Raw genomic sequence first — 23,573 nt, 5'->3', positions numbered from 1 at the left:
GCCGTACGGCGTTCGCGGAGGGCGTCGACATGGCCCGCGCCGCGGCGACGACGGAGCCGGGCCGGCTCCGGATCATCGGCGCCGTCCTCGCCCTCCTCGTGGTCGCCTTCGGCGCCGTGACCGCCTGGCAGACGGCGGACCGCGCCGACGCGGCCGACGACGTGCTGCACAAGAGCCAGCCGCTGAGCGCGGCCGCAGCCGACATCTACCGTTCCCTGGCCGACGCCAACACGGCCGCCTCCAGCGGCTTCCTGGCGGGCGGTCAGGAGACCGCGGCCTCCCGCCGGACGTACGAGGAGGACATCGACAACGCGGCCGCCGAGCTGGTGAAGGCCGCCAACAGCTCCGACCCGGGCTCCGCCTCCGCCGAGGCCATCACGAAGCTGAACACGCTGCTCCCGGAGTACAAGGGCCTGGTCGAGCGCGCGCGGACGTACAACCGTCAGGGCTTCCCGGTCGGCGGTGCCTATCTGCGCTACGCCAACCAGAAGATGCAGGAGGAGATGCTCCCGGAGGCGGAGAAGCTCTACACCAAGGAGAACCAGCGCCTCGAGGAGGACTACGCCGACGCCACCCCCTACCCGTGGGCGGCGATCGCGCTGGGTGTCCTCGCGCTGGCCGGTCTGGCCTGGGCGCAGCACCGCAACTACCGCCGTACGAACCGGGTCCTGAACCACGGCCTGGTCGCGGCCACGGCGACCGCCACGGTCGTCCTGCTGTGGCTCGTCGTCGGCCACACCGTGGCCCGCGCGGGGCTGAACGACTCCTACGACCACGGCGTCCTCTCGCTGAACGTGCTGCACGACGCGCGGATCGCGTCCCTGAAGGCGCGCGGCAACGAGAACCTCACCCTGGTGGCACGCGGCGCCGAGACCGAGAAGGTCACGGTCGACGGCGAGGAGAAGTCGGTCGACAAGTACGACCACGAGTTCACCACCGACATGGGCGCCCTCGGCAAGGGCCTCGCGCAGGCGGCGAAGCTCGCCGACGACGAGGCGGGCGAGAAGCCGGTCACGTCGGCGGAGGGCAACATGGCGGAGTGGAAGAAGCGCCACTCCGCGGCCCGCGACCAGGACGACAACGGCAACTACGAGCAGGCGCTGGCTCTGGTGATCGGCGACAAGGGCGCGACGGCCGAGTGCTTCGACAGCGTCGACAAGAACCTGGACAACGCGCTCAGGCACGAGCAGAAGGAGTTCCAGCAGGCGGCCGGTGACGGTCTGGACGCGATGACCGGTCTGACGGCCGGCGCGGCCGTCCTCGCGGTGCTGGGTGCGGCGGGCGCGGTCCTCGGCATCGGCCGCAGGCTGTCGGAGTACCGGTGAGAGGGGGCATGACGATGCGCGCACGACGTCTGCGGGACGGTCTGAAGGGCTGGGGCGGCGTGGGGGCGATGGCGGTCGTCTGCGCCCTCGCGCTGACCTGTGTGCTGCTGCTGCCGCTGACCACCGGCGCCCGGGGCGACGGCTCGACGGGCCTGGGCGGCCCGCGGATCGCCGAGGGGACCGCGGCGGCGGACGCCGCGTGCACCGACCCGGAGAAGCAGACCCTGCCGCCGTCCGGCGCGGACGGCACGACGATCGCCGGGATCAAGGCCCGGCAGGGCGAGAAGCGCAAGCTGATCGTCGGCGTCGACCAGAACAGCTACCGCTGGGGCTACCGCGACCCGAACAACACGGTCGCGGAGCTGGAGGGCTTCGACATCGACCTGGTGCACCGGATCGCCCAGGACATCCTCGGAGACCCGGACGCGGTCCAGTTCAAGGCCATCCCGACCAACCAGCGCATCCCCGCCCTCCAGGAGGGCCGGGTCGACATGGTCGTCCGCACGATGACGATCAACTGCGACCGGATCGAGCAGGTCGCGTTCTCCGCGCCCTACTTCAGGACCGGACAGCAGGTCCTCGCCCCCAAGTCCTCGCCGATCAAGGGGTACGACGACACGCTGGCCGGCAAGAAGATCTGCACGGCGGCCAGTTCGACGGCCAACACCCGGCTGAACGCGGACCGGGACTCGGGCCGCATACCCAAGAGCGTGAACCTCGACGCGGTCGTCCCCAGCCAGCTGGACTGCCTGGTGCGGCTGCAGCTCGGCGAGGTCGACGCGGTCGTCACCGACGGCGCGCTCGCGGCGAGCCAGGCCGCCCAGGATCCGACGGTGGCGCTCAAGGGCGAGCCGTTCACGACCGAGTACTACGGCGTGGCGATGAACAGCGACGCGGACGACCTGGTCCGCCGGGTCAACCAGATCCTCGTGGAGTACCGGGCAGGCGGCTGGCAGACGTCGTACGACAAGTGGCTGTCGGCCACACTGGGCCCTGACGCGGGGCTTTCGAAGCCGCCCGCTCCCGTGTACCTGCGCAAGAGCTGACGGACCGACAGGCAGGCGACGTACCGAAGCAACGACCCAACAGCAGCGACCCACACAGCAGCGGAGAGGTGATCGATGGGCGTCACGGGACCCCCCGGGCCGGTGATGGACCGGGACGAGGTCGACCGTGCGCTGGCGCGGCTCGGCGCGGAGCACGAGGCGATCGAGACCTCGCTCCTCGCCTTGCAGGACCACGCGGGCCGACGCCTCCTGGAGGGCGCCCGGCTGACCGGGGTCACCAAGGAGCGCTGGGCCTCCGCGGAGGCGTCGATCACCCTGCTGTGGGCGTACTTCGACGCCTACGCGGACGCGTTGCGCGCGGCGCGGGAGATCCGCTCGCGCCGCCGCTGGTCCAGCCGTGAGGACCTGGTGGAGCTGACGGAACTGCTGCGCGGCGAGTCCGTCACGGTCGCCGGCTCGGCCACCGCCACGGCGAACGCGCCGACGCTGGTCGGCACGGGCAAGCTCAGCCAGAGCTTCTCCCTGGCCGCCCTCGTGGACCGGATGAACGACCTGTACGCCTCGTCGCTGGACATGGTCGTCGCCGCCGACGCGGTGTGGTCGGCGCTGCCCGCGCGGATCGATTTACTGGCCGCGGAGCTCCAGCGCACACGCCAGCTCGCGCACTCCGTGGGCGTACGCCCGGGCGAGCACCCGGCGGGCGACGACCTGGAGCGCATCACGGGCACGCTGACGCGGCTGCGCGAGGAGGTGGTGTCGGACCCGCTGGCGTACTGGGTGCCGGCGCAGGGCAGTTCGGCGCCCGGCGGCGGCCGCCCCGACACCACGGTGTACGACCGTGAGGCGCGCGCCCTGGAGGACGTACGGCGGGAGATCGACGCCGTGCTGACGGTCCGTCAGGACGCCGAGCAGCGGCTGGTCAGGCTGCGGGACGTCCTCAGCCGGGCCGACCGCACGCTCGCCGAGGCGCGCACCGCGCGCGGGGAGGTCCTCGCGAAGATCGCCGCGACGGAGGTGCCGGTGGTCAGCGGTCCGCCGACCGTGCTGCAGGAGCAGCTGGCGACGGCCGCCGAGTACCGCCGGCACGCGCAGTGGCACCGGCTGTCCCCACTCCTGGAGTCGCTGGAGCAGAAGGCGGAGGACGAGCTGCTGCGCGCCCGCGAGTCGCTCACGGCGGTCACCGCGCCGCTGGCCGTCCGCGCGGAACTTCGGGGCCGGCTCGACGCGTACAAGGCGAAGGTGGCCCGGCACGGGCTCGCCGAGGACCCGTTCCTCATCGAGCGCTACGACGCGGCGCGCCGCATGCTGTGGAGCGCGCCCTGCGATCTGCGCGTCGCCGAACAGGCCGTCCTGCGCTACCAGCGGGCGGCCGCCGAACTGCTGTCCGCCCCGCGTGTGCCGGAACAGGGCGGGCCTCAGGACCACAGGGGGGAGCGGTAGCCATGAGTCAGGCAGGGCAGACGTGTCAGCGGCCGGGCTGCGAGGGGGCGTACGAGGACGTGGGCGGCGGTGAGCTGTACTGCGACACGTGCGGGCTCGCCCCGGTCGTCTCGGCGGGAGGCCTGGACGGCTCGCCCGGCTCCGGGGGGAGCGGCTCCGGCGGCCCCGCCAGTTCCCGCAGTTCCCGCAGTTCCCGCAGCTCCCGCAGTTCGCGTACGTCGTCGCAGTCGGCGAAGTCGCGCCGCTCGGTGTCGGGACGGCTCTCGCGCTCCCTGTCGGGCAAGTCGACGGGCCGCTCGGTGTCGGTGCGCAGCTCCGGTTCCTCGGCCGGTTCCTCCGGGCGGGCGCGCCTCGGGGTCGGTCTGGTGTCGGTGCCGCAGGTGCCGCGCCCCGACCCGCGGGAGATGGTGCTGGACAACCCGGAGGTGCCCGAGCGCAAGCGTTTCTGCTCGCGCTCCGACTGCGGTGCGCCGGTGGGCCGTTCGCGCGGCGACCTGCCGGGGCGCACGGAGGGCTTCTGCACCAAGTGCGGCAACCCGTACTCGTTCGTGCCGAAGCTGCGGGCCGGGGACGTCGTGCACGGCCAGTACGAGGTCGCGGGCTGTCTGGCGCACGGCGGTCTGGGCTGGGTCTACCTCGCGGTGGACAGGGCGGTGTCGGACCGCTGGGTGGTGCTGAAGGGCCTGCTGGACACGGGCGACCAGGACGCGATGGCCGCCGCGATCTCCGAGCGGCGCTTCCTCGCCGAGATCGAGCACGCCAACATCGTGCGGATCTACAACTTCGTCGAGCACCTCGACCAGCGGACCGGTTCGCTCGACGGCTACATCGTCATGGAGTACGTCGGCGGCAAGTCCCTCAAGGAGATCGCCAACACCCGCCGCACCACCGACGGCAAGCGGGACCCGCTGCCGGTGGAGCAGGCGTGCGCGTACGGCATCGAGGCCCTGGAGGCGCTCGGGCATCTGCACAGCCGCAACCTGCTGTACTGCGACTTCAAGGTCGACAACGCGATCCAGACCGAGGACCAGCTCAAGCTGATCGACATGGGCGCGGTGCGCAGGATGGACGACGAGGAGTCGGCCATCTACGGCACGGTCGGCTACCAGGCGCCGGAGGTGGCGGACGTCGGCCCGTCGGTCGCCTCCGACCTCTACACCGTCGGCCGCACGCTGGCCGTCCTCACCTTCGACTTCCAGGGCTACACGACCGTCTTCGCCGACTCGCTGCCCGACCCGGACAACATCGAGGTCTTCCGCCGGTACGAGTCCTTCTACCGGCTGCTGGTGCGCGCCACCGACCCCGACCCGGCCCGCCGGTTCGCCTCCGCCCAGGAGATGGCCGAGCAGCTCACGGGGGTGCTGCGGGAGGTCGTCTCGGTGCAGAGCGGCAAGGCCCGGCCGGCCCTGTCGACACTGTTCGGGCCCGAGGTGAAGGTCACGGACAGCGAGCTGTTCCCGAAGCTGGACGGGGAGGTGTCCCGGCTCGGCCCACGGGCCGTCACCTCGGTGCGGCTGTTCGGCGGTTGGCCCCTCGCCACTCCGGCCTCCGGTGCTCCGGCCTCCGCCGCTCCGGCCTCCGGTGCTCCGGCCTCCGGTGCTCCGGCCTCCAGTGCTCCCGCAGCCGGTGCTCCCGCCTCCGGTACTCCGGCCGCGGTTGTCCAGGAGACGGCGGGCGCCCCGGCGCTTCCTTCCGCGGCCGGGACCTCCGGCGCGCTGGTGAGGACCGTCGCCGCCCCGGCCGCCGGGCTCGCGCTGCCCGTCCCGCACGTGGACCCGGCCGACCCCAACGCGGGCTTCCTGGCGGGCCTTTCGGCGTCCGCGCCGGGCGAGCTGATCACCGCGCTCACGGCCGCGCCGGCGCCGTCCGTGGAGACCCGGCTGCGGCAGGTCCGCGCCTGGCTGGAGAACGGCGACCACCAGACGGCGCTGCAGTCCCTCGACACGCTGGAGGGCGAACGGCCCGACGACTGGCGGGTGGTCTGGTACCGGGGCGTCGCCTCGCTGGCCACCGGCGACCACGAGGGCGCCGCGCTCGCCTTCGACGCGATCTACGACGCCTTCCCCGGCGAGCCCGCGCCCAAGCTGGCGCTCGGTCTGTGCGCCGAGGTGCTGGGGCAGTTGGACAACGCGGCCGAGTACTACCGGCTCGTGTGGTCGACCGACCCGAGCTATGTGAGCGCGGCGTTCGGCCTCGCGCGCGTGCAACTCGCGGCCGGGGACCGCCGTAGTGCCGTACGGACGCTGGAGTCGGTGCCGGAGTCGTCCATCCACTACACGGCCGCCCGGGTGGCGGCGGTGCGGGCCCGGCTCAGGCAGCGGACGGCGGTCGCCACCGACGTACCCTTCCAGGAGGACCTCACCGCTGCGGCGGCACAGGTCGAGGCGCTGGACGCGTACGGGCTGGACGCCACGCGGCGCGAGCAGTTGTCGGCGGAAGTCCTCGGCTGCGCCCTGGACTGGATACTCTCCGGGGGCCAGGGCGCCGGCCCGGACGCCCGGCAGCCGCTGCTCGGCGCCCAACTCGACGAGCGGGGGCTGCGCTTCGGCCTGGAGCGCTCGTACCGCACGCTGGCCCGGCTGGCGACACGCGGTGAGGAGAGGATCGACCTGGTGGAACGTGCCAATCGTTACCGCCCCCGGACGTGGGTGTAGTTGATGTCCCAGATGCCCCGGCAGGCCGCCCTGCCGACGTGTCCGAGCTGCGCGGAGCCGCTCGACGCGGGTGACCGTTACTGCGGCGCGTGCGGATACGACCTGTCGGTCGTACCGCCCCGCCCGGGCGACCACCCGACCCTCGCGATGACCGGCACGGCCGCCGCGGCCGCTCCGGCGGCTCCGGCTGTTCCGGCCGCTCCGGAGACGCTGGCCGGGTGGGCCACGACCCCGGCACCGCACCACGCGGGCGCCCCGGCCCCCCTACATGCACCGGGAGTTGGCGCGGGCGCCGCACCTGTACCGCCCGCTCCGGGCTCCGCCCTGCCCGCCGTCGGCGCCCCGGTCCCGCCGAGCCCGGGACTCCAGGTCCCGCCGGCGCCCGGCGCCCCGGTTCCGGCAGCCCCCTTGACGCCGGCCGCCGGAACCCCGGCCCCTCCTGGCTCCCCCTCCTCCCCCGGGGCCCCCGCCTCCGGTGTCCGCTTCGACCGCCCCGCCGAGCCCGAGGAGTATCCGCTGCAGGCGCCGGATCCCCGGGCCGCCGCCGAGGCCGGGTCCGGGTCCGTCAAGGTGTGTGTGGCGTGCCGGGCCGGGCGGGTCGACGACGACGGGTACTGCGAGAACTGCGGGCACGCCCAGCCGCGCGAACGCGACCACATGGAGCTGGAGTCGGGCCCGATCGCCGCCGTCAGCGACCGCGGGCTGCGCCACCACCGCAACGAGGACGCGTTCGGCCTCGGCCGCGCCACGCTGCCCGACGGCTCCCCGGCGCTCGTCGCGATCGTCTGCGACGGCGTCTCCTCGGCGACCCGCCCCGACGACGCGTCGATGGCGGCGGCCCGGGCGGCCAGCGAGTCGGTCCTGGCGGCCCTCCCCCAGGGCACCCACCCGCAGCAGGCGATGCACGAGGCGATCGTCGCCGCCTCGCACGCGGTCAACGCGCTGGCCGGCGAGCCCGCCACCGCCCGCGAGCACGCCCCGCACCAGAACTCCCCCGCGTGCACCCTCGTCGGCACGGTCGTCACCGCGGGGCTGCTGATCGTCGGCTGGGTCGGCGACAGCCGCGCCTACTGGGTCCCGGCCGACCGCGCCACACCCCCGGCCCGGCTCACCGAGGACGACTCCTGGGCCGCGCAGATGGTCGCCGCGGGACTGATGAGCGAGGCGGAGGCCTACGCAGACGAGCGCGCCCACGCCATCACCGGCTGGCTCGGCGCGGACGCCTACGAACTGGAGCCGCACACCGCTTCCTTCAAGCCGGACCGTCCGGGTGTAGTGGTGGTGTGCACCGACGGCCTGTGGAACTACGCGGAGGCGGCCGAGGAGATGGCCGAGGCCGTGCCTCTCGACGCCGCCGTACGACCGCTGCACTGCGCGCAGGTGCTCGTCGGCCACGCCCTGGACGGCGGGGGCCACGACAACGTAACAGTGGCCGTCGTGCCGTTCCCCGCGCCGCCGCAGGGGGCAGGAAACGCCTGAGGGCGCGCGAACGGGGACATCCACGGGTGACACGCCCACGGGCCGGAGGGGACCGGTCCGCACCTTGCGAGGGGGATTCGATCAGCCATGGCCAATTTCTCGAAGTCGAACGTGCCGCAGTTCTCGGTGGACGTCTACCAGAACGAGTACCTGCCGGAGGGCGGACGCGAGGTCAACGCGATCGTCACGGTGACCGCGACCGGCGGCGGCACCGTCGGCACCGCGGTCACCGCACCGCATCTGTACGCGCCGGGGCAGGGCCCGTCCGCCGCCGTGGCGCTCATGGTGGACTGCTCCGGCTCGATGGACTACCCGCCGACCAAGATGCGCAACGCGCGGGACGCCACCGCCGCCGCCATCGACACCCTGCGCGACGGTGTGCACTTCGCGGTGGTCGGCGGCACCCATGTGGCCAAGGAGGTCTACCCGGGCGGCGGCCGGCTCGCGGTGGCCGACGCCACCACCCGCGAGCAGGCCAAGCAGGCCCTGCGCCGGCTCAGCGCGGGCGGCGGCACCGCGATCGGCACCTGGCTGCGGCTGGCCGACCGGCTGCTGTCCTCCGCCGAGGTCGGCATCCGGCACGGCATCCTGCTCACCGACGGCCGCAACGAGCACGAGTCGCCGAGCGACCTCAAGGCCGCGCTCGACGACTGCGCGGGCCGGTTCACCTGTGACGCCCGTGGCGTGGGCACCGACTGGGAAGTGAAAGAAGTCACAGGCATCGCCTCCGCGCTGCTCGGCACCGCCGACATCGTCGCCGACCCGGCGGGTCTCGCCGCCGACTTCACGCAGATGATGGAGACGGCGATGGGCAAGGAGGTCGCGGACGTCGCGCTGCGGCTGTGGACCCCGGTCGGCACCACCATCAAGTTCGTCAAGCAGGTCGCGCCGACCGTCGAACAGCTCACCGACCGCCGCACCGAAGCGGGCCCGCGCGCGGGCGACTACCCCACCGGTTCCTGGGGCGACGAGTCCCGCGACTACCACGTGTGCGTCGAGGTCCCGGCGGCGAACGTGGGCCAGGAGATGCTGGCCGCACGGGTGTCACTGGTCGTCCCGCAGACGGACGGATCGGTCCAGAACCTGGGCGCGCAGGGTCTCGTACGGGCCGTGTGGACCGACGACATGGCGGCCTCGACGTCGATCAATCCACAGGTCGCGCACTACACGGGTCAGGCCGAACTGGCACAGGTCATCCAGCAGGGACTGGACCTGCGCAAATCAGGCGATATGGATGGAGCGACGGCCAAACTGGGCCGTGCCGTGCAGCTCGCGAGCGTCTCGGGGAACGCCGATACTGCGAAACTGCTTTCGAAGGTGGTCGACGTGGTCGACGCCACGACAGGTACTGTGCGACTGAAGGCGAAGGTCGCTGAGGCCGACGAGATGACTCTCGAGACACGGTCCACAAAGACTGTTCGTGTAAAGAAGTGACGTCGGACGACCACGAGGTCACCGAAGGAGAGAGGGGGACGCGCCGACATGCCGACCTGCCCGAACGGACACCAGTCGGGTTCCGACGACTGGTGCGAGGTCTGCGGTCACCGCATGGCCGGTGCCGTACCTCCGCCCCCGCCGCCCCCGCCCACCGCGGGGGGCTACGGCTTCCCGCCCCCGCAGGGCGGCCGGCCCGGCGACGGACGGCATCTGTCGTCCGTGCCGAACCACGAGCCGGAGCTCTGCCCGCAGTGCCGTACGCCGCGTGAGGGCGGTGCGCCGTTCTGCGAGGAGTGCCGGTGGAACTTCCTCACCAACACGGCGACCTCGTACACCCCGGCGGCCCCGCGCCCGCCGGCCCCCGGCCCGGGCGCTCCCGGTGGCTCCGGCGGCCCTGGCGGCCCCGGCGGTCCCGGTGGGCGTTTCCAGGGGCCGCCGCCGTCCTTCGGCGGCAGTGACTCCTTCGACTACCAGAGCTCCCGGCCGTCGCAGGTGAACCGGCCCGCCGAGCCGATCCCGCCGGGCCCGCCCTTCGGCGGCGAGCCGCCCCGGCCTCCGGGTCCGGGGGGCACGGTCGGCGGTCCCGGCGCGTTCGGCCGCGACCCGTCGGGGCCGGGCGGTCCCGGAGGCCCGGGTGGCCCGGGTGGTCCCGGGGCGTTCGGGCGGGATCCCGGCGGTACGGCGCCCGGTGGCCCCGGCGGACCCGGCGGGTTCGGGAGCGAGCCCGGGGCGCCCGGTGGCTTCGGGCGTGAGCCCGGGCGTACGACGGGTGGTCCCGACGCGTTCGGACGTGAACCCGGCGGTCCCGGGGCGTTCGGGCGCGAGCCGTCCGGTCCGGGCGGTCCGGGCGCCACGGCCGGTGGTCCCGGGGCGTTCGGGCGGGAGCCGTCCGGTCCCGGTGGCCGGCCCTCCGCCGACCCCTTCGGCCGTGAGCCGTCGGGTCCGCACCCGGACCCCTTCCGACGTGAACCCACGGGTCCCGGTGGCCCTGGTGGCCCCGGTGGTCCCTCCGGATTCGGCCCCGACCCCTCGCGCCCGGTCCCGCCGCCGCCCGGTCCCGGCGGTCCCGGCGGGCCTGGTGGTCCGGGGGTCCCGCAGGCCTTCCAGCCCCCCGGTCCCGGTGGCCCGGTGGCCCCTCCCGGCTTCCCGCCGGAGACCGGCCGGCCGCAGCCCGGCGGCCCGGCCTTCGGCGGCGCCGACGACGACTGGGTGATCTCCCCGCCCGGTCAGGGCCAGGGCCCCGGCGGCCAGGGCAGCGGTGGCTACGGCTACCCGCAGCCCGGTGCCACGCAGGCACCGCCCCCGCCCGGCCCGGCGTTCCCACAGCAGCCGGCGACCTGGACGGCGACCATCGGCCCGGACCGCGCGTACTTCATGGCGATGATGCACCGCTCGGGCCCGGAGGCCGCGGGGCTCAACCTGCCCGCGTACTCGCCCGAGCAGCAGCGCACCCTCACCGGCAACCAGGTCACCATCGGCCGCCGCCGGCACTCCACCGGCGAGACCCCCGACATAGACCTGTCGGTGCCGCCGGAGGACCCGGGCGTCTCGCACCAGCACGCGGTGCTGGTCCAGCAGCCGGACGGCACCTGGGCGGTCGTCGACCAGAACTCGACGAACGGTACGACGGTCAACAACGGCGAGGAGCCGATCCAGCCGTTCGTCCCGGTGCCGCTGCAGGACGGCGACCGGGTGCACGTGGGCGCCTGGACGACGATCACGATCCGCCGCGGCTGAGAGCCTGTGTCATATCCCCGGCCGGGCGCGCGACGCCTGGCACGCACGCTCTCGGCTTCGCTCGAGCGGGAGGGGCCCCATGACGCCGCGCGCTGATCCGGCCGGGGATATGACACAGGCTCCGACCACGGAACTCGTCGAGGCGTCGGGGGCTACGGTTCGACGAGCCTGGCCCCCGACGGCCCCGGCAGGGGCCAGGCGTACGGCCCCTCCGGTTCGTCCAGCCACGCCCAGGCGTGCCGTACGCCGACCGTGACGCCGTAGCGCTGCCGGTCCGGCATGCCCTCGCGCTCCCAGAGGGCGTACGCCTCCCGGGGTTCGAGGCTGCCTCGGGTGAGCGACAGCAGGAAGCGGAACAGGTCGCTCTCCCTCGCCCGGCGCGGCACCCCGCCCAGCGCGGTCGGCTCGGGTTCGGGGCGGCTCGCCCCGCGCAGGGGCACGAAGTAGGCGGGAGTGTGCAGGAAGTGCCCCTCGGCGTGCCCGGCGTCCCGTACGGTCAGCGCGACCAGGCCGGTGGCCAGCGGGGTCAGGATGAGCGCACCCGGTCGGCACTGGGTGATCCAGGCGCGGGGCACGGACGCGAGCCGGCAGGTCGCGATGATCCGGTCGAAGGGGGCCCGCTCCGGCACCCCGCGCGCCCCGTCCCCGGTGACGACGGTCGGGTGGTAGCCGGCGGCGGCGAGATGGCGGCGCGCGGACTCGGTGATCTCCGGGTCCAGGTCGACGGTGGTGACATGGTCGTCGCCGAGCCGGTACGACAGCAGCGCCGCGTTGTAGCCGGTCCCCGCCCCGATCTCCAGCACCCGGTCGCCGCTCTCCACCCGCAGCTCGGCCAGCATCAGCGCCATCAGTGAGGGCTGGCTGCTGGAGGAGAGCAGTTCGCCGTCGCGCAGCCGGGTGGCCAGCGGGGTGTCCTCGTAGGCGCCGCGCACCCATCGCTCACGGGTGCGGGGGTCGGGGCTCTCGCCCCAGCGCCGTTCGAATCCGCCGACGCAGCCGACGTAGTAGTACGGCACGAAGAGGTGGCGCGGGACCGCCCCGAACGCCTCCCGCCAGCGCGGATCGGCGGCGAAGGCCCCACTCGCCTCGATGGCGCGCACCATCGCGGCCCGCGCCGAGACGGCGAGGTCGTCGAGGCTGTGATCGAGGTCGAGCCCGCCCATGCCTCCACTGTGCGGCGGAACCCGCGCCGAGGCGAGTGTGCGCAGGCGGCCGGTCCTAGGGCCTGTCCGGCGGATCAAGTCGCAGGAAAGCGACGACGCCTTATAAGCGCCGGTGAGCGGGGGCGATGGGGGTGCCCCCGCGCGAGGTCGTTCGAGCGTGGGGGAGCGTGCAACTGCAAGGCGGAGGAGGGCGTCGACGCGATCGGGGTCCCCCCGCTCGAGCGCAGTCGAGAGTGGGGGAGTCGGCAACCGACGACAACGCCGCTGGGGGTACCCCCTCTGGGGGAGGGCGTGCCAGACCCCGCGTCTGCGGCATGATCCGCCGGACAGGCCCTAAGCCTTCCGACCTCGGTCCACCCGTCTGAGACCATGGGGTGGTGAAAGAGATTCGGCGCGGCACGCTTCAGGAGCAGACCTTCTACGAGCAGGTCGGTGGGGAGGAGACCTTCCGCCGGCTGGTCCACCGTTTCTACCAGGGGGTGGCCGAGGACCCGCTCCTCAAGCCCATGTACCCGGAGGAGGACCTGGGCCCGGCGGAGGAGCGTCTGGCGCTGTTCCTCATGCAGTACTGGGGCGGCCCCACGACGTACAGCGAGAACCGCGGCCACCCGCGTCTGCGGATGCGGCACGCCCCCTTCGTGGTCGACCGGGCGGCGCACGACGCCTGGCTGAAGCACATGCGGGACGCGGTCGAGGAGCTCGGGCTCTCCGAGGAGCACGAGGAGACGCTGTGGAAGTACCTGACGTACGCCGCGGCGTCGATGGTGAACGCGGCCGACTGAGCGTTCGGCCGACGCCGGGCGATCCCGTGCCGTAACCGGACAGAAATCCCGTAGGGGTATTGACGCACCCCCGACCCGCTGTCATGGTTACCCCCATCGAGACATCAGATGTCTGACGTCAGATCTCCAGCTGACGACTGTACGGTGGCTCCTGACCCGCACCCGCACCCGCCTGCCGGAGGCCCAACGATGTCGCTCTCCGAAGACCTCGCCGAACGCCTGCTCAGCGAGATCATCGACGGCACCTACCCGCCGGACGCCGCCCTCCCCCCGGAGGGCGAGCTCGCCGAGCAGGCCTCCGTGAGCCGGCTCACCGTGCGCGAGGCCGTGAAGCAACTGCGCGCGCAGAACGTCGTACGGGTCGTACGGGGCCGTGGCACCTACGTCAACGCGCCGGACCGCTGGACGGCGCTGGAGCCGGTGGTGCGCGCCGCGTCCCGCTCCTCCCACACCTCGCTGTCCGAGCGTCTGATCGAGGCCCGCCGCCTGATCGAGAACGGCGCCACGGAACTGGCCGCACTCCGCCGCGACGAGACCCATCTCGCGGAGCTGCGCGAGCATCTCGCCACCATGCGGGAGGCCGCCGACGAGCACGACACCGAGAAGTTCGTACAGGCGGACATCGACTTCCACGCGACCGTGATGCGGGCGACGGGCAACCTGTTCGTCCCCCTCCTCTTCGAACCCTTCGGCGCGCTCCTCGCCGAGGGCCGCCGCGAGACCTCCTCCGTCCCCCAGATCCGCGTCAACGCCATCGCCCACCACGAACAGGTCCTACGGGCCCTGGAAACCGGCGACCCGGACAAGGCCCGCGAGGCCATGAACGCCCACATGCACCAGACGGCGACGGACTACCGCACCCATGTGCTGAAGCAGCAGTAGCACCCACGCCGCAAGCACCCGCGCCGTAGCCGACCCCCATCCCAGGAACCGCCATGTCCCTACCCCGCCATGCCCTCCCCGAGCCCGAAATACTGGCAGATATCCCACCAGTGAGGACCGTCGCCCCTTCCGAGGTGGCCGCCCGCCTCACCACGGCCCCCCGTCTCGCCGTCCTCGACGACGACCCCACCGGCACCCAGACCGTCAAGGACATCCCGGTCCTCACCACCTGGACGACCGACGACCTCCGCTGGGCGCTGCGCCAGGACAGCCCCGCCTTCTTCGTCCTCACCAACACCCGCAGCCTCTCCCCCCAGGACGCCGCCACCCGCAACCGCGAGATCGCCCGCGCCCTGCACGAGGCGTCGCGGGCCGAGAACATCCCGTACGTCATCGCCTCCCGGGGCGACTCCACCCTGCGCGGCCACTTCCCCCTGGAGACGGACGTCCTCGCCGAGGAACTGTCCACGACCGGCGCCGCCCCCGACGGAGTCGTCCTCGTCCCGGCCTACATCGAGGCCGGCCGGCTCACGGTCGACTCGGTCCACTGGATGCGCACCCCGGACGGCCTCCTCCCGGTCGGCGAGAGCGAGTTCGCGCGCGACGCCACCTTCGGCTACACCTCCTCCGCCCTGCCCGACTGGGTGGAGGAGAAGACGAAGGGCCGTATCCCCGCCGACAAGGTCGTCCGCATCACCCTCACCGACCTGCGCACCGGCGGCCCCGCCCACGTCGCCGGCCTGCTCGCCGGCCTCCGCGACGGCGCCACCGCGGTCGTCGACGCCGTCCGCGACGACGACCTGCGCGTCCTCGCCCTCGCCCTGGCCGAGGCGGAGGAGCAGGGCACCCGGCTTCTGCACCGGGTCGGCCCCTCCTTCGTCCGCGCCCGCGCCGGCCAGCCCGCCCACCCCCCGCTCACCGCCCCCGAACTCGCCCCCCTGCGCGCCGACGCCCCGCACGGCCTGATCGTGGTCGGCTCACACGTGGGCCTCACCACCCGCCAGCTGAACCGCCTGCGCGAGACGACGACGGACCTCGCCGAGTTCGAACTGGACGTCACCCAGCTCCTCGACCCCGCCCGCCGGAACCCGCACATCCGCGAGATCGCCGACGCCGCGGCGACCGCGATGGCCACCGCCGACACGGTCGTCCGCACCACCCGCACGGTCGTCACGGCCACCGACCCGGACGAGAGCCTCGCGATCTCCCGCAGCGTCTCCGCCGCGCTGGTGGAGACGGTCCGTCTGATCACCGCGGCCCGCCGGCCCGCCTTCGTCATCGCCAAGGGCGGCATCACCTCCAGCGACACCGCCACCCACGGTCTGGAGATCCGCCGCGCCTGGGCCCGGGGCACGCTGCTGCCCGGCATCGTCTCCCTCTGGCAGCCCGTCGACGGCCCGGCCGCGGGCATCCCCTACATCGTGTTCGCGGGGAACGTCGGCGGCGACGACGCCCTCGCCGACGCCCTCGCCCTGCTGAGGAGCGCCGCCCGATGCTGCTGACCGGCCCCGACGGCCTCAAGGCCCTCACCACCGCCTACGAAAACGGCAGCGCCCTGCCCGGCTTCGTCGCGTACAACCTGGAGACCGTCCAGGGGATCGTCGCGGCGGCCGAGGCGCACCCCGACCACCCGGTCCTGATCCAGGCCGGTTCGAGCCCCTTCAAGCACGCGGGCCGCGACCCCCTGATGCGCCTCGCCCTCGACGCGGCGGCCACCTCCACCGCCCGCATCGGCGTCCACCTCGACCACAGCCGCGACCTCGACGAGATCACCGCCTGCCTCGAGGCCGGCTACACCTCCGTCATGGTCGACGGCTCCCACCTCCCCTTCGCCGAGAACATCGCCCTGACCCGCGAGGCCGTCCGCCGGGCCCGCGAACACGGCGCCTGGGTGGAGGCCGAGCTGGGCGCCCTGCCGGGCGACGAGGACGTCTCGACGAACGCGGCGGCCGCCCCTGCCGCCATGACCGACCCGGCCCAGGCGGCGGAGTTCGTCACCGAGACGGGAGTGGACGCGCTGGCGATCGCGATCGGCAACGTCCACGGCTTCACCGCCGAACCGGTACGACTGGACCTGGACCGCCTCTCCGCGATCCACTCCGCCGTCCCCGTCCCCCTGGTTCTCCACGGCGCCAGCGGCGTCCCCGAGCCTCAGCTCCGCGCCGCCCTCACCCGCGGCGTGGCCAAGATCAACGTCAACGCGGAACTCCGCCGCGCGTACCTCGACGCGATATCCGCGGCGCTTCCGTCCGCCCTCCCCGCTTCGGACACGGTGACCGTGTGGTCAGCAGGCCGAGCCGCCGTCACCGAGGCAGCATCCCGAGTGATCAGCACGCTGACGTAGCTACGGCCGTCGTTCGTCTGCGGGCCGTCGTGGCCGGTCGCGCAGTTCCCCGCGCCCCTGGGGAGTTGCAATCACGCTGCCCCCATTCGCTCCGCAGCTGCCCCCATTCGCTCCGCAGCTGCGGGCAATCGTGCCGCTGGGGCGGCACGGGTGGGCGCAGCGGCACCCTGCAAGCGCGGGCGAGCGAGACCCACCCCCGGCCCGCACCAGCCAACCCGCACCCCTCCGGAAACCCCACCCACACCCCCGTACCCCCACCACCCGCTCCCCAGAAAGGCCCCACCCCCGATGCCCCTCCCTCCCCGCACCGCCGTGATCGGCCTGGGCGCCATGGGCCTCCCCATGGCCACCCACCTGGCCGCCCACCTCCCCGTGACGGCCTACGACATCTCCCAACCCCGCCTCGCCCAGCTCGCGGCAGCGAACGGCACCCCCGCCCCCACCCCCGCCGACGCCGCCCGGGAAGCGGACGTCGTCCTCCTCGCCGTACGCGACCAGGCCCAGGTCGACGCCGCCCTCTTCGGCAAGGACGGCGCCGCCGAGACCCTCCGCCCCGGCGCCGCCGTCGTCCTCACCAGCACCGTCGGCCCCGACGCCGCCCGCGCCACGGCGGCCCGCCTCGCCGAGCGGGGCGTCCTCACCGTCGACGCCCCGGTCAGCGGCGGCCCGGTCCGCGCCGGCAACGGCGATCTGCTGATCGTCGTGGGAGCCGAGGACAAGGCCCTCGACCTGGCCCGCCCGGTCCTGGACCTGCTGGCCTCCACCCTCACGGTCGTGGGCCCGAACCCCGGCGACGGCCAGTCGCTCAAGGCGATCAACCAGCTCCTCGCCGGCGTCCACATCGCCGCCGCCGCGGAGGCGATCGCGCTGGCCCGCGGCCTCGGCCTCGACCCGGCCACGGTCGTCGAAAGCCTCCGCCACGGCGCCGCGGGCTCGTTCATGTTCGCCGACCGCGGCCCCCGCATGGTCGAGACGTACGCGAACGGCTCCGCCCCCGAGGTGAAGTCCCGTCTCGACATCTTCGTGAAGGACATGGGCATCGTCACCGGCATCGCGAAGGACGCCCACGTCCCCGTCCCGCTCGCCTCCGCCGCCCAGCAGCTCTACCTCCTCGGCGAGGCCGCCGGCCTGGCCGCGCACGACGACTCCTCGGTCGTCACCATCCTCTCCCCGCAAGCCCCGCAAGCCCCGCAAGCCCCGGCAGCCCCCACCACCCCCGTCCCCTCCGAGGGAGGCACCAGATGAGCCACACCACTCTCCTCCTCATCGCCGCGATCGGCGTCGCCACCCTGCTCCTGCTCATCCTGCGGGCCAAGGTGCAGCCGTTCGTCGCCCTGGTCGTCGTCTCCATCGGCGTCGCGCTCAGCGCCGGTGTCCCGGCCGCCGACCTGGTGAAGACCATCGAGGAGGGCATGGGCTCCACCCTCGGTCACATAGCCACCATCATCGCCCTGGGCGCGATGATCGGCCGGATCATCGAACTCTCCGGCGGCGCGGCCTCCTTCGCCCACTCCCTGATCGACCGCTTCGGCTCCCAGCGCACCCCGCTCGCGCTCACGGTCGCCGGTTTCGTCCTCGGCATCCCGGTCTTCTTCGAGGTCGGCCTGATCATCCTGATGCCGATCGCGTACGGCGTCGCCCGCGCCTCCCGCAAGCCGCTCCTCGTCTACGCCCTTCCGATGGGCGCGGCCATGCTCACCGTGCACGCCTTCCTGCCGCCGCACCCCGGCGCGGTCGCCGTCACCCAGGCCATCGGCGCCGACCAGGGCCTGGTCCTGCTGATGGGCATCCCGGTCACCGCGGTCGTCGTCCTCCTCGGCTACCTCGTGTCCCGCCGGATGACCCGCCGCGAGTACCCGATGGACCCGGCCGTGTACGCGGAGGTCTACGGCGAGGAGCCCACCCCCGAGGCCACGGGCGGTTCCGCCCCCGCCGTCGCCCCCGCCGACGAGGGCCACGGCACCGCGGTCCTCACCAGGCCCGCCCCCGCCGCCTCTTCCACCAGCACGGACGTGACCCCGCCCGCGCCCTCCTTCGGCATGGTCCTCGCACTGATCGTCACCCCGATCCTGCTGATCCTGGCCGGCACCCTGGGCCAGAACCTCCTCGCCGAAGGCTCCACGCTCCGCGCGGTCCTCACCGTCCTCGGCGCCCCGATGGTGGCCCTGCTGATCGACGTGGCGCTGTGCGCGTACCTGCTCGGCGCCCGCCGCGGCTGGGACCGCTCGCACATCGCGAACGTGATGGGCTCGGCGCTCCCCGCCGTCGCCATGGTGATCCTGGTGGCGGGCGCGGGCGGTGTCTTCGGCAAGGTGCTGGTGGCGAGCGGCATCGGCGACGCGATCGCCGACGTCCTGGACAGGACAGGTCTGCCGGCGCTCTTCCTGGCCTTCCTCACCGCGCTCGCCCTGCGCGCCGCCCAGGGCTCGACGACGGTCGCGCTGATCACGACGGCGGGCATCCTCACCCCGCTGCTCCAGCGCGCCGACCTGTCCACGGCCCAGCTCTCCCTGGTCGCCCTGGCGATGGGCGCGGGCGGTCTCGCCGTGTCGCACATCAACGACGCGGGCTACTGGATGTTCACCCGGCTGGCCGGCCTGGACGTGGCCTCCGGACTGCGCACCTGGACGGTCCTGACGACCACGATGGGCGTCATCGGCTTCGGCCTGACGGCCGCGCTGTGGCCCCTGGTGTGACCGGGGCGCCGGCCGTCAGCGGACGCTGACGTCCAAGGTCCCGAGCGAACCCGCACGCCGTACCGCGATCGAGCCGTACGGCGTGCGCAGGCGCAGCCAGGCCCCGAGCGAGAGCAGCGCCAGGTCCCGTGCCCCGGCCGAGGGCCGCAGGAAGCCCAGTGACTGGGCCGCGTGCACGGCCCGTACCGGAAGCGCGGTGTCGCCGACCGGCCGGGACCAGATCTCCCGCCCGATCCGGTCGAGTTCGGCGCGGCTGCGGCTCTCGGGGGCGAGTTCCTCGGTACGGCCCCGGAACTCGGCGACGGCCGCGCCGACCAGTGCCCGCAGCGCGTCCGGCGCCGGCAGCCCGGCCTCGGCCCGCCATCCGCCGCGCGGCGGCAGGACACCCGCCCACGGCGGCCCGGTGACAGCGGTCGGCACAGCGGCCGTGGCCGCGCTCTCGTCCACCGTCTCCAACAGCTCACCCGCGGACACGGTGGCGTCCAGGGTGACGGCGAGCCCGTCCTCGTACGGCTTGGCGAGGCGTACGGCACGGATCGCGAGCACCTCGAAGGAGGGCGGCCGGCCGAACACGGCGAGTGCCGTACCGGCCGCCTGGAGGCGCACCGCGGCTCCACGGTCGTAGTGGAGCAGCCGGGAGAGGAAGGCCGCGAGGTCCGCCGCCTCCCCCTCGTCGGCGAGGTGGAGCACCGTCATGCGGCGACGGCCTCCTCGGCGTCGTCGCGGTACTCGTTCAGGAACTCGCGCTCCTCCGCCGTGATCCGGCGCGGTCGCTGTGCGGCGAAGTCGAACGGCACTATGACCGTCGAGGCCGTGACGTAGACCTGGTCGTCGTCCTTCACCTCGTAGGCGATGGTGAAGGACGCCGCCCTGATCTCCGTGACCCACAGCTCGATGTCCACGGGCGAGTGCCGGTGGACGAGCTGGCGCTTGTAGTCGATCTCGTGGCGCGCCACCACGGAACCCTGCTGGAAGTCCTTCTCCGGGCGGAACAGGAAGTCGATGCGGGCCTCCTCCAGATAGCGGAGGAACACCACGTTGTTGACGTGGCCATACGCGTCCATGTCCGCCCAGCGCAGCGGGCAGCGGTAGATGTGCCGCAAGATCGATCAGCCCCGGGTCAGCTTCTTGTAGGTGGCGCGGTGCGGACGCGCGGCGTCCGGGCCCAGCCGCTCGACCTTGTTCTTCTCGTACGACTCGAAGTTCCCTTCGAACCAGAACCACTTCGACTCACCCTCGTAGGCGAGGATGTGCGTGGCCACCCGGTCCAGGAACCACCGGTCGTGGGAGACGACGACGGCGCAGCCGGGGAACTCCAGCAGCGCGTTCTCCAGGCTGCTGAGGGTCTCCACGTCCAGGTCGTTGGTCGGCTCGTCGAGGAGCAGCAGGTTGCCGCCCTGCTTGAGGGTGAGCGCGAGGTTCAGACGGTTGCGCTCACCGCCGGAGAGGATGCCGGCCGGCTTCTGCTGGTCGGGCCCCTTGAAGCCGAAGGCGGAGACGTACGCCCGCGACGGCATCTCGACCTGCCCGACGTTGATGTAGTCGAGCTCGTCGCTGACGACGGCCCACAGGGTCTTCTTCGGGTCGATGTTCTCGCGGCTCTGGTCGACGTACGAGATCTTGACGGTGTCGCCGACCTTGATGTCACCGGAGTCGGGCGTCTCGAGCCCCTGGATCATCTTGAACAGCGTGGTCTTGCCCGCGCCGTTCGGACCGATGACCCCGACGATGCCGTTACGAGGCAGGGTGAAGGAGAGATCGTCGATCAGCACCTTCTCCCCGAAGGCCTTGTTGAGCTTGCTGACCTCGACGACGACGTTGCCGAGCCGCGGCCCCGGCGGGATCTGGATCTCCTCGAAGTCCAGCTTCCGCATCTTCTCGGCCTCGGCGGCCATCTCCTCGTAGCGGGCGAGGCGGGCCTTGGACTTGGCCTGACGCCCCTTGGCGTTGGACCGCACCCACTCCAGCTCTTCCTTGAGCCGCTTCTGCCGCTTGGCGTCCTTCTGGCCCTCGACCTTGAGGCGGGTGGCCTTGGTCTCCAGGTACGTGGAGTAGTTGCCCTCGTACGGGTACGCCCGCCCGCGGTCGAGCTCGAGGATCCACTCGGCCACGTTGTCGAGGAAGTACCGGTCGTGAGTGATGGCCACGACCGTCCCCGCGTACTTGGCGAGGTGCTGCTCCAGCCAGTTCACGGACTCGGCGTCGAGGTGGTTGGTGGGCTCGTCGAGGAGCAGCAGGTCGGGGGCCTCCAGCAGCAGCTTGCAGAGCGCCACGCGCCGCTTCTCACCACCGGAGAGGTTGATGACGGGCCAGTCGCCGGGCGGGCAGCCGAGCGCGTCCATGGCCTGCTCGAGCTGCGCGTCGAGGTCCCAGGCGCCCGCGTGGTCGAGGTCCTCCTGCAGCTTGCCCATCTCGTCGAGCAGGGCGTCGGAGTAGTCGGTGGCCATCAGCTCGGCGATCTCGTTGAACCGGTCGAGCTTGCCCTTGATCTCGGCGACACCCTCCTGGACGTTCTCCAGGACGGTCTTCTCCTCGGTCAGCGTGGGCTCCTGCATCAGGATGCCGACGCTGTACCCGGGCGAGAGGAAGGCGTCACCGTTCGACGGCTGCTCGAGCCCCGCCATGATCTTCAGAACGGTCGACTTACCGGCACCGTTCGGGCCGACCACACCGATCTTCGCGCCGGGCAGGAAGTTCAGCGAGACGTCGTCAAGGATCACCTTGTCGCCGTGTGCCTTGCGCGTCTTGCGCATGGTGTAGATGTACTCAGCCAAGAGAAACCGTCCGGCAGCTTGAAATCTGGCAGTGGGCAGATACACCCCATCTTGCCGGACGGCTACCCCTGGGGGGAAACCCGTATGGGCGGCGGGCTGTGACCTGGGGTTTCGCTGTTGACAGGTGCGGGACGTCTGTCGTTGCCGGTGGCTGTCGAGTGGCCTCGGGGGACCTCGGACGGCCCAGGGACGGCCCAGGGACGGCCCAAGGTTGATCATCACGGTCCGGCCGGTTGGCCGACGACGGACACCTTCGACGCCGGCCGCCTGAACCTCAGCCGACGACAGCCAGCCACGACGGCGGGCGCGCCGACCGACCACGCACGCGTGTGCCTCGCCGCACCCCCACCGGCCTCAGCCACGCTGCCCTGCCGCCGATCAGAGCAAGCCCCGTCGGCGGATGCGTGGTGATGAGACCTTGGGTGACGACCTCTTCGTCCCGGACTCTCGGCTGGGTGGTCTCGAGGTCCAGCGAGCTGGCCAGTCAGCCGCTGACGGCTCATGGTGGTCGGCTGCGGTCGTGGTGGTTGCTGTACTTCACTGCTGTACCGCAGCGCTCACAGCAGCCGTTCCGCCTGGTCGTACTCGGCTGCCCTGAACGTGGGCCAATACGTGATATGGGGCTGGGTTCGCTCGATCATTGCCAAAAGCGCCTCTCCTTGCAGAGTGCGCACACCGACCTCTGCCCCGTCGAGGCCCGCAAGGTTGTCGACCACATAGAGGTAGTAGCGCTCGGGGTTCGCCTTGGCGGCCTCCACCTGCCGGTGTTCCAGCGGCAGCGCTTCACTGCGCGCCGAGCGGCTGAAGGCCTTCACCTCGATCATGCGAGGGGAACTCTCGACGTCGTACGGGAGGCCCGAGGTGCGGACGTCCTTCGGATCGCGGCCGGCGGCTCGCTCCAAGGCCATCACATGCGTGATCGCGGCCTGTTCAGTCTCCTTGTTCCCCACGACACCCCCCTATGGTCAGTCGCCCCATGGTGCCGTGAAGACCCTCAGCTTGGGAAGCTCCGATCATTTGCGGTTGGTTCGGTCTCTGACCTGGGTGAACGGCCGAATCGCGGCGTCGTCCGGCTGGGCTGCTTTCCCCGTGGTTCCCCGCTGTTCCCCGCTCGTTCTGGTGCGCTTGTGGTGCGGTCGGGCAACAGGTCATCGCGGGTGCCCGAAATTGGTGTGCGGCCGGGGTGTGGTGATCGGCACCCTGGGACGATGAGTCGTTGGAAGCTTTACGACAACTGGTACGCCGATCTGGCCGGCCTCTCTGTCGAGCAACTGCGGGAGCGTCGGGCCTTCGCCGCTCAGCGGGCTGAGGGTGCCGTGGCGCGTGGCATGGGCCGCAACCCCAAGGCTGGGCGGGAGTGGAGGCAGCGGCTTCGAGCTGTCGATGACGAACTTCTGAGGCGGGGTGTCCAGGGAGCGTAGCCATCGTGTGAGCCGTCTGAGCCTCAGCCGCCGAAAGTCAGCCACGATGGCGGGTGCGCCGACCGATCAGGCGCACGTGTGCCTCGATTCACCCCCACCGACCTCAGCCACGCTGCTCGATGACGTCCGTCAGAGCAAGCCGCGACGGCGGAAGCATCGTCCCGAAGCAACTTGGGGTGGGGCGGAGTCTTGGGCTGTGGTTCCTATCTGCTCTGATGGTCCGCAGACGTTCGCGCTTATCCGCCGTTGTTCGTCTGCGTGGTCACACATTTAGACAACTCAAGGGTCCCGGGGGCGCGATACAGTGCGCGCCGTGGACGCCCAGTGGTCGTCGCCGGGGTCATGTCCCGCGGTGTGGTGTAGTCACGGCAGCTGTTTCGGTTCCGGTTTTGGGGTGATCTGCGGTTCGGGTTCGGTGGGCTTGGCGGTGAA

The 23,573-nt window shown here is 72.4% G+C and carries 18 protein-coding genes; 13 read left to right on the top strand and 5 right to left on the bottom strand.

Annotation, left to right across the window (positions count from 1 at the left end; genetic code table 11):
- Window positions 1-29 precede the first annotated feature (29 nt).
- The 7 genes from ACLZN2_RS22515 to ACLZN2_RS22485 all read left to right on the top strand — a co-directional run bounded on the left by ACLZN2_RS22515 (window position 30) and on the right by ACLZN2_RS22485 (window position 11,079).
- Complete coding sequence (locus ACLZN2_RS22515) at window positions 30-1,325, top strand: hypothetical protein (protein WP_416980846.1); 1,296 nt, start codon at window positions 30-32, stop codon at window positions 1,323-1,325.
- Window positions 1,326-1,339: 14 nt separating this feature from the next.
- Window positions 1,340-2,371, top strand: a complete 1,032-nt coding sequence (locus tag ACLZN2_RS22510) for a glutamate ABC transporter substrate-binding protein (RefSeq protein ID WP_416980788.1) — start codon at window positions 1,340-1,342, stop codon at window positions 2,369-2,371.
- A 75-nt stretch (window positions 2,372-2,446) separates the two neighbouring features.
- Window positions 2,447-3,772, top strand: a complete 1,326-nt coding sequence (locus ACLZN2_RS22505) for a hypothetical protein (protein WP_416980787.1) — start codon at window positions 2,447-2,449, stop codon at window positions 3,770-3,772.
- Between the two features lie 2 nt (window positions 3,773-3,774).
- A complete protein-coding gene (locus ACLZN2_RS22500) occupies window positions 3,775-6,426 on the top strand; it encodes a tetratricopeptide repeat protein (protein WP_416980786.1) in 2,652 nt (883 codons plus the stop codon).
- 3 nt (window positions 6,427-6,429) lie between these two features.
- Window positions 6,430-7,905: a PP2C family serine/threonine-protein phosphatase gene (locus tag ACLZN2_RS22495; protein ID WP_416980785.1), complete on the top strand. Its 1,476-nt coding sequence runs from the start codon at window positions 6,430-6,432 to the stop codon at window positions 7,903-7,905.
- Between the two features lie 87 nt (window positions 7,906-7,992).
- Complete coding sequence (locus ACLZN2_RS22490) at window positions 7,993-9,339, top strand: vWA domain-containing protein (RefSeq protein WP_416980784.1); 1,347 nt, start codon at window positions 7,993-7,995, stop codon at window positions 9,337-9,339.
- A 48-nt stretch (window positions 9,340-9,387) separates the two neighbouring features.
- A complete protein-coding gene (locus ACLZN2_RS22485) occupies window positions 9,388-11,079 on the top strand; it encodes an FHA domain-containing protein (protein WP_416980783.1) in 1,692 nt (563 codons plus the stop codon).
- 152 nt (window positions 11,080-11,231) lie between these two features.
- Here the strand turns inward: ACLZN2_RS22485 and ACLZN2_RS22480 are convergent, their stop codons facing one another.
- Entirely contained in the window at window positions 11,232-12,242 is a 1,011-nt protein-coding gene (locus ACLZN2_RS22480; protein WP_416980782.1) for a methyltransferase domain-containing protein, read from the bottom strand.
- Between the two features lie 377 nt (window positions 12,243-12,619).
- Between ACLZN2_RS22480 and ACLZN2_RS22475 the strand changes: the two genes are divergently transcribed.
- The 6 genes from ACLZN2_RS22475 to ACLZN2_RS22450 all read left to right on the top strand — a co-directional run bounded on the left by ACLZN2_RS22475 (window position 12,620) and on the right by ACLZN2_RS22450 (window position 18,946).
- Window positions 12,620-13,024: a globin gene (locus ACLZN2_RS22475; RefSeq protein WP_416980781.1), complete on the top strand. Its 405-nt coding sequence runs from the start codon at window positions 12,620-12,622 to the stop codon at window positions 13,022-13,024.
- 189 nt (window positions 13,025-13,213) lie between these two features.
- Complete coding sequence (locus ACLZN2_RS22470) at window positions 13,214-13,906, top strand: FadR/GntR family transcriptional regulator (protein ID WP_416980780.1); 693 nt, start codon at window positions 13,214-13,216, stop codon at window positions 13,904-13,906.
- 110 nt (window positions 13,907-14,016) lie between these two features.
- Window positions 14,017-15,408 carry a four-carbon acid sugar kinase family protein gene (locus ACLZN2_RS22465; protein WP_416980779.1) on the top strand — a complete coding sequence of 464 codons (1,392 nt, stop codon included), beginning with the start codon at window positions 14,017-14,019 and terminating at the stop codon, window positions 15,406-15,408.
- On the top strand, window positions 15,399-16,250 hold the full coding sequence (locus ACLZN2_RS22460) for a class II fructose-bisphosphate aldolase (RefSeq protein WP_416980778.1): 852 nt from the start codon (window positions 15,399-15,401) through the stop codon (window positions 16,248-16,250). Before ACLZN2_RS22465 ends, ACLZN2_RS22460 begins: the two co-directional genes overlap by 10 nt.
- 288 nt (window positions 16,251-16,538) lie before the next feature.
- Complete coding sequence (locus ACLZN2_RS22455) at window positions 16,539-17,495, top strand: NAD(P)-dependent oxidoreductase (protein WP_416980777.1); 957 nt, start codon at window positions 16,539-16,541, stop codon at window positions 17,493-17,495.
- Entirely contained in the window at window positions 17,492-18,946 is a 1,455-nt protein-coding gene (locus ACLZN2_RS22450; protein ID WP_416980776.1) for an SLC13 family permease, read from the top strand. The genes ACLZN2_RS22455 and ACLZN2_RS22450 overlap by 4 nt, the downstream gene beginning before the upstream one ends.
- A gap of 15 nt (window positions 18,947-18,961) precedes the next feature.
- Here the strand turns inward: ACLZN2_RS22450 and ACLZN2_RS22445 are convergent, their stop codons facing one another.
- The 4 genes from ACLZN2_RS22445 to ACLZN2_RS22430 all read right to left on the bottom strand — a co-directional run bounded on the left by ACLZN2_RS22445 (window position 18,962) and on the right by ACLZN2_RS22430 (window position 22,670).
- Window positions 18,962-19,642: a hypothetical protein gene (locus ACLZN2_RS22445; RefSeq protein ID WP_416980775.1), complete on the bottom strand. Its 681-nt coding sequence runs from the start codon at window positions 19,640-19,642 to the stop codon at window positions 18,962-18,964.
- Window positions 19,639-20,049, bottom strand: coding sequence for an acyl-CoA thioesterase (locus ACLZN2_RS22440; protein ID WP_416980774.1), 411 nt, complete (start codon window positions 20,047-20,049; stop codon window positions 19,639-19,641). The genes ACLZN2_RS22445 and ACLZN2_RS22440 overlap by 4 nt, the downstream gene beginning before the upstream one ends.
- 6 nt (window positions 20,050-20,055) lie before the next feature.
- The gene (gene ettA, locus ACLZN2_RS22435; RefSeq protein ID WP_416980773.1) at window positions 20,056-21,720 is read right to left on the bottom strand and encodes an energy-dependent translational throttle protein EttA; all 1,665 of its coding nucleotides are present in this window, start codon (window positions 21,718-21,720) and stop codon (window positions 20,056-20,058) included.
- A gap of 557 nt (window positions 21,721-22,277) precedes the next feature.
- On the bottom strand, window positions 22,278-22,670 hold the full coding sequence (locus ACLZN2_RS22430) for a DUF3883 domain-containing protein (RefSeq protein ID WP_416980772.1): 393 nt from the start codon (window positions 22,668-22,670) through the stop codon (window positions 22,278-22,280).
- Between the last annotated feature and the right edge of the window lie 903 nt (window positions 22,671-23,573).

This window comes from Streptomyces sp. T028 (assembly GCF_048159505.1).
Lineage (GTDB): Bacteria > Actinomycetota > Actinomycetes > Streptomycetales > Streptomycetaceae > Streptomyces.
The sequence above is the reverse complement of the archived record's forward strand: the minus strand, read 5'-3'. Positions and strand labels throughout refer to the sequence as shown.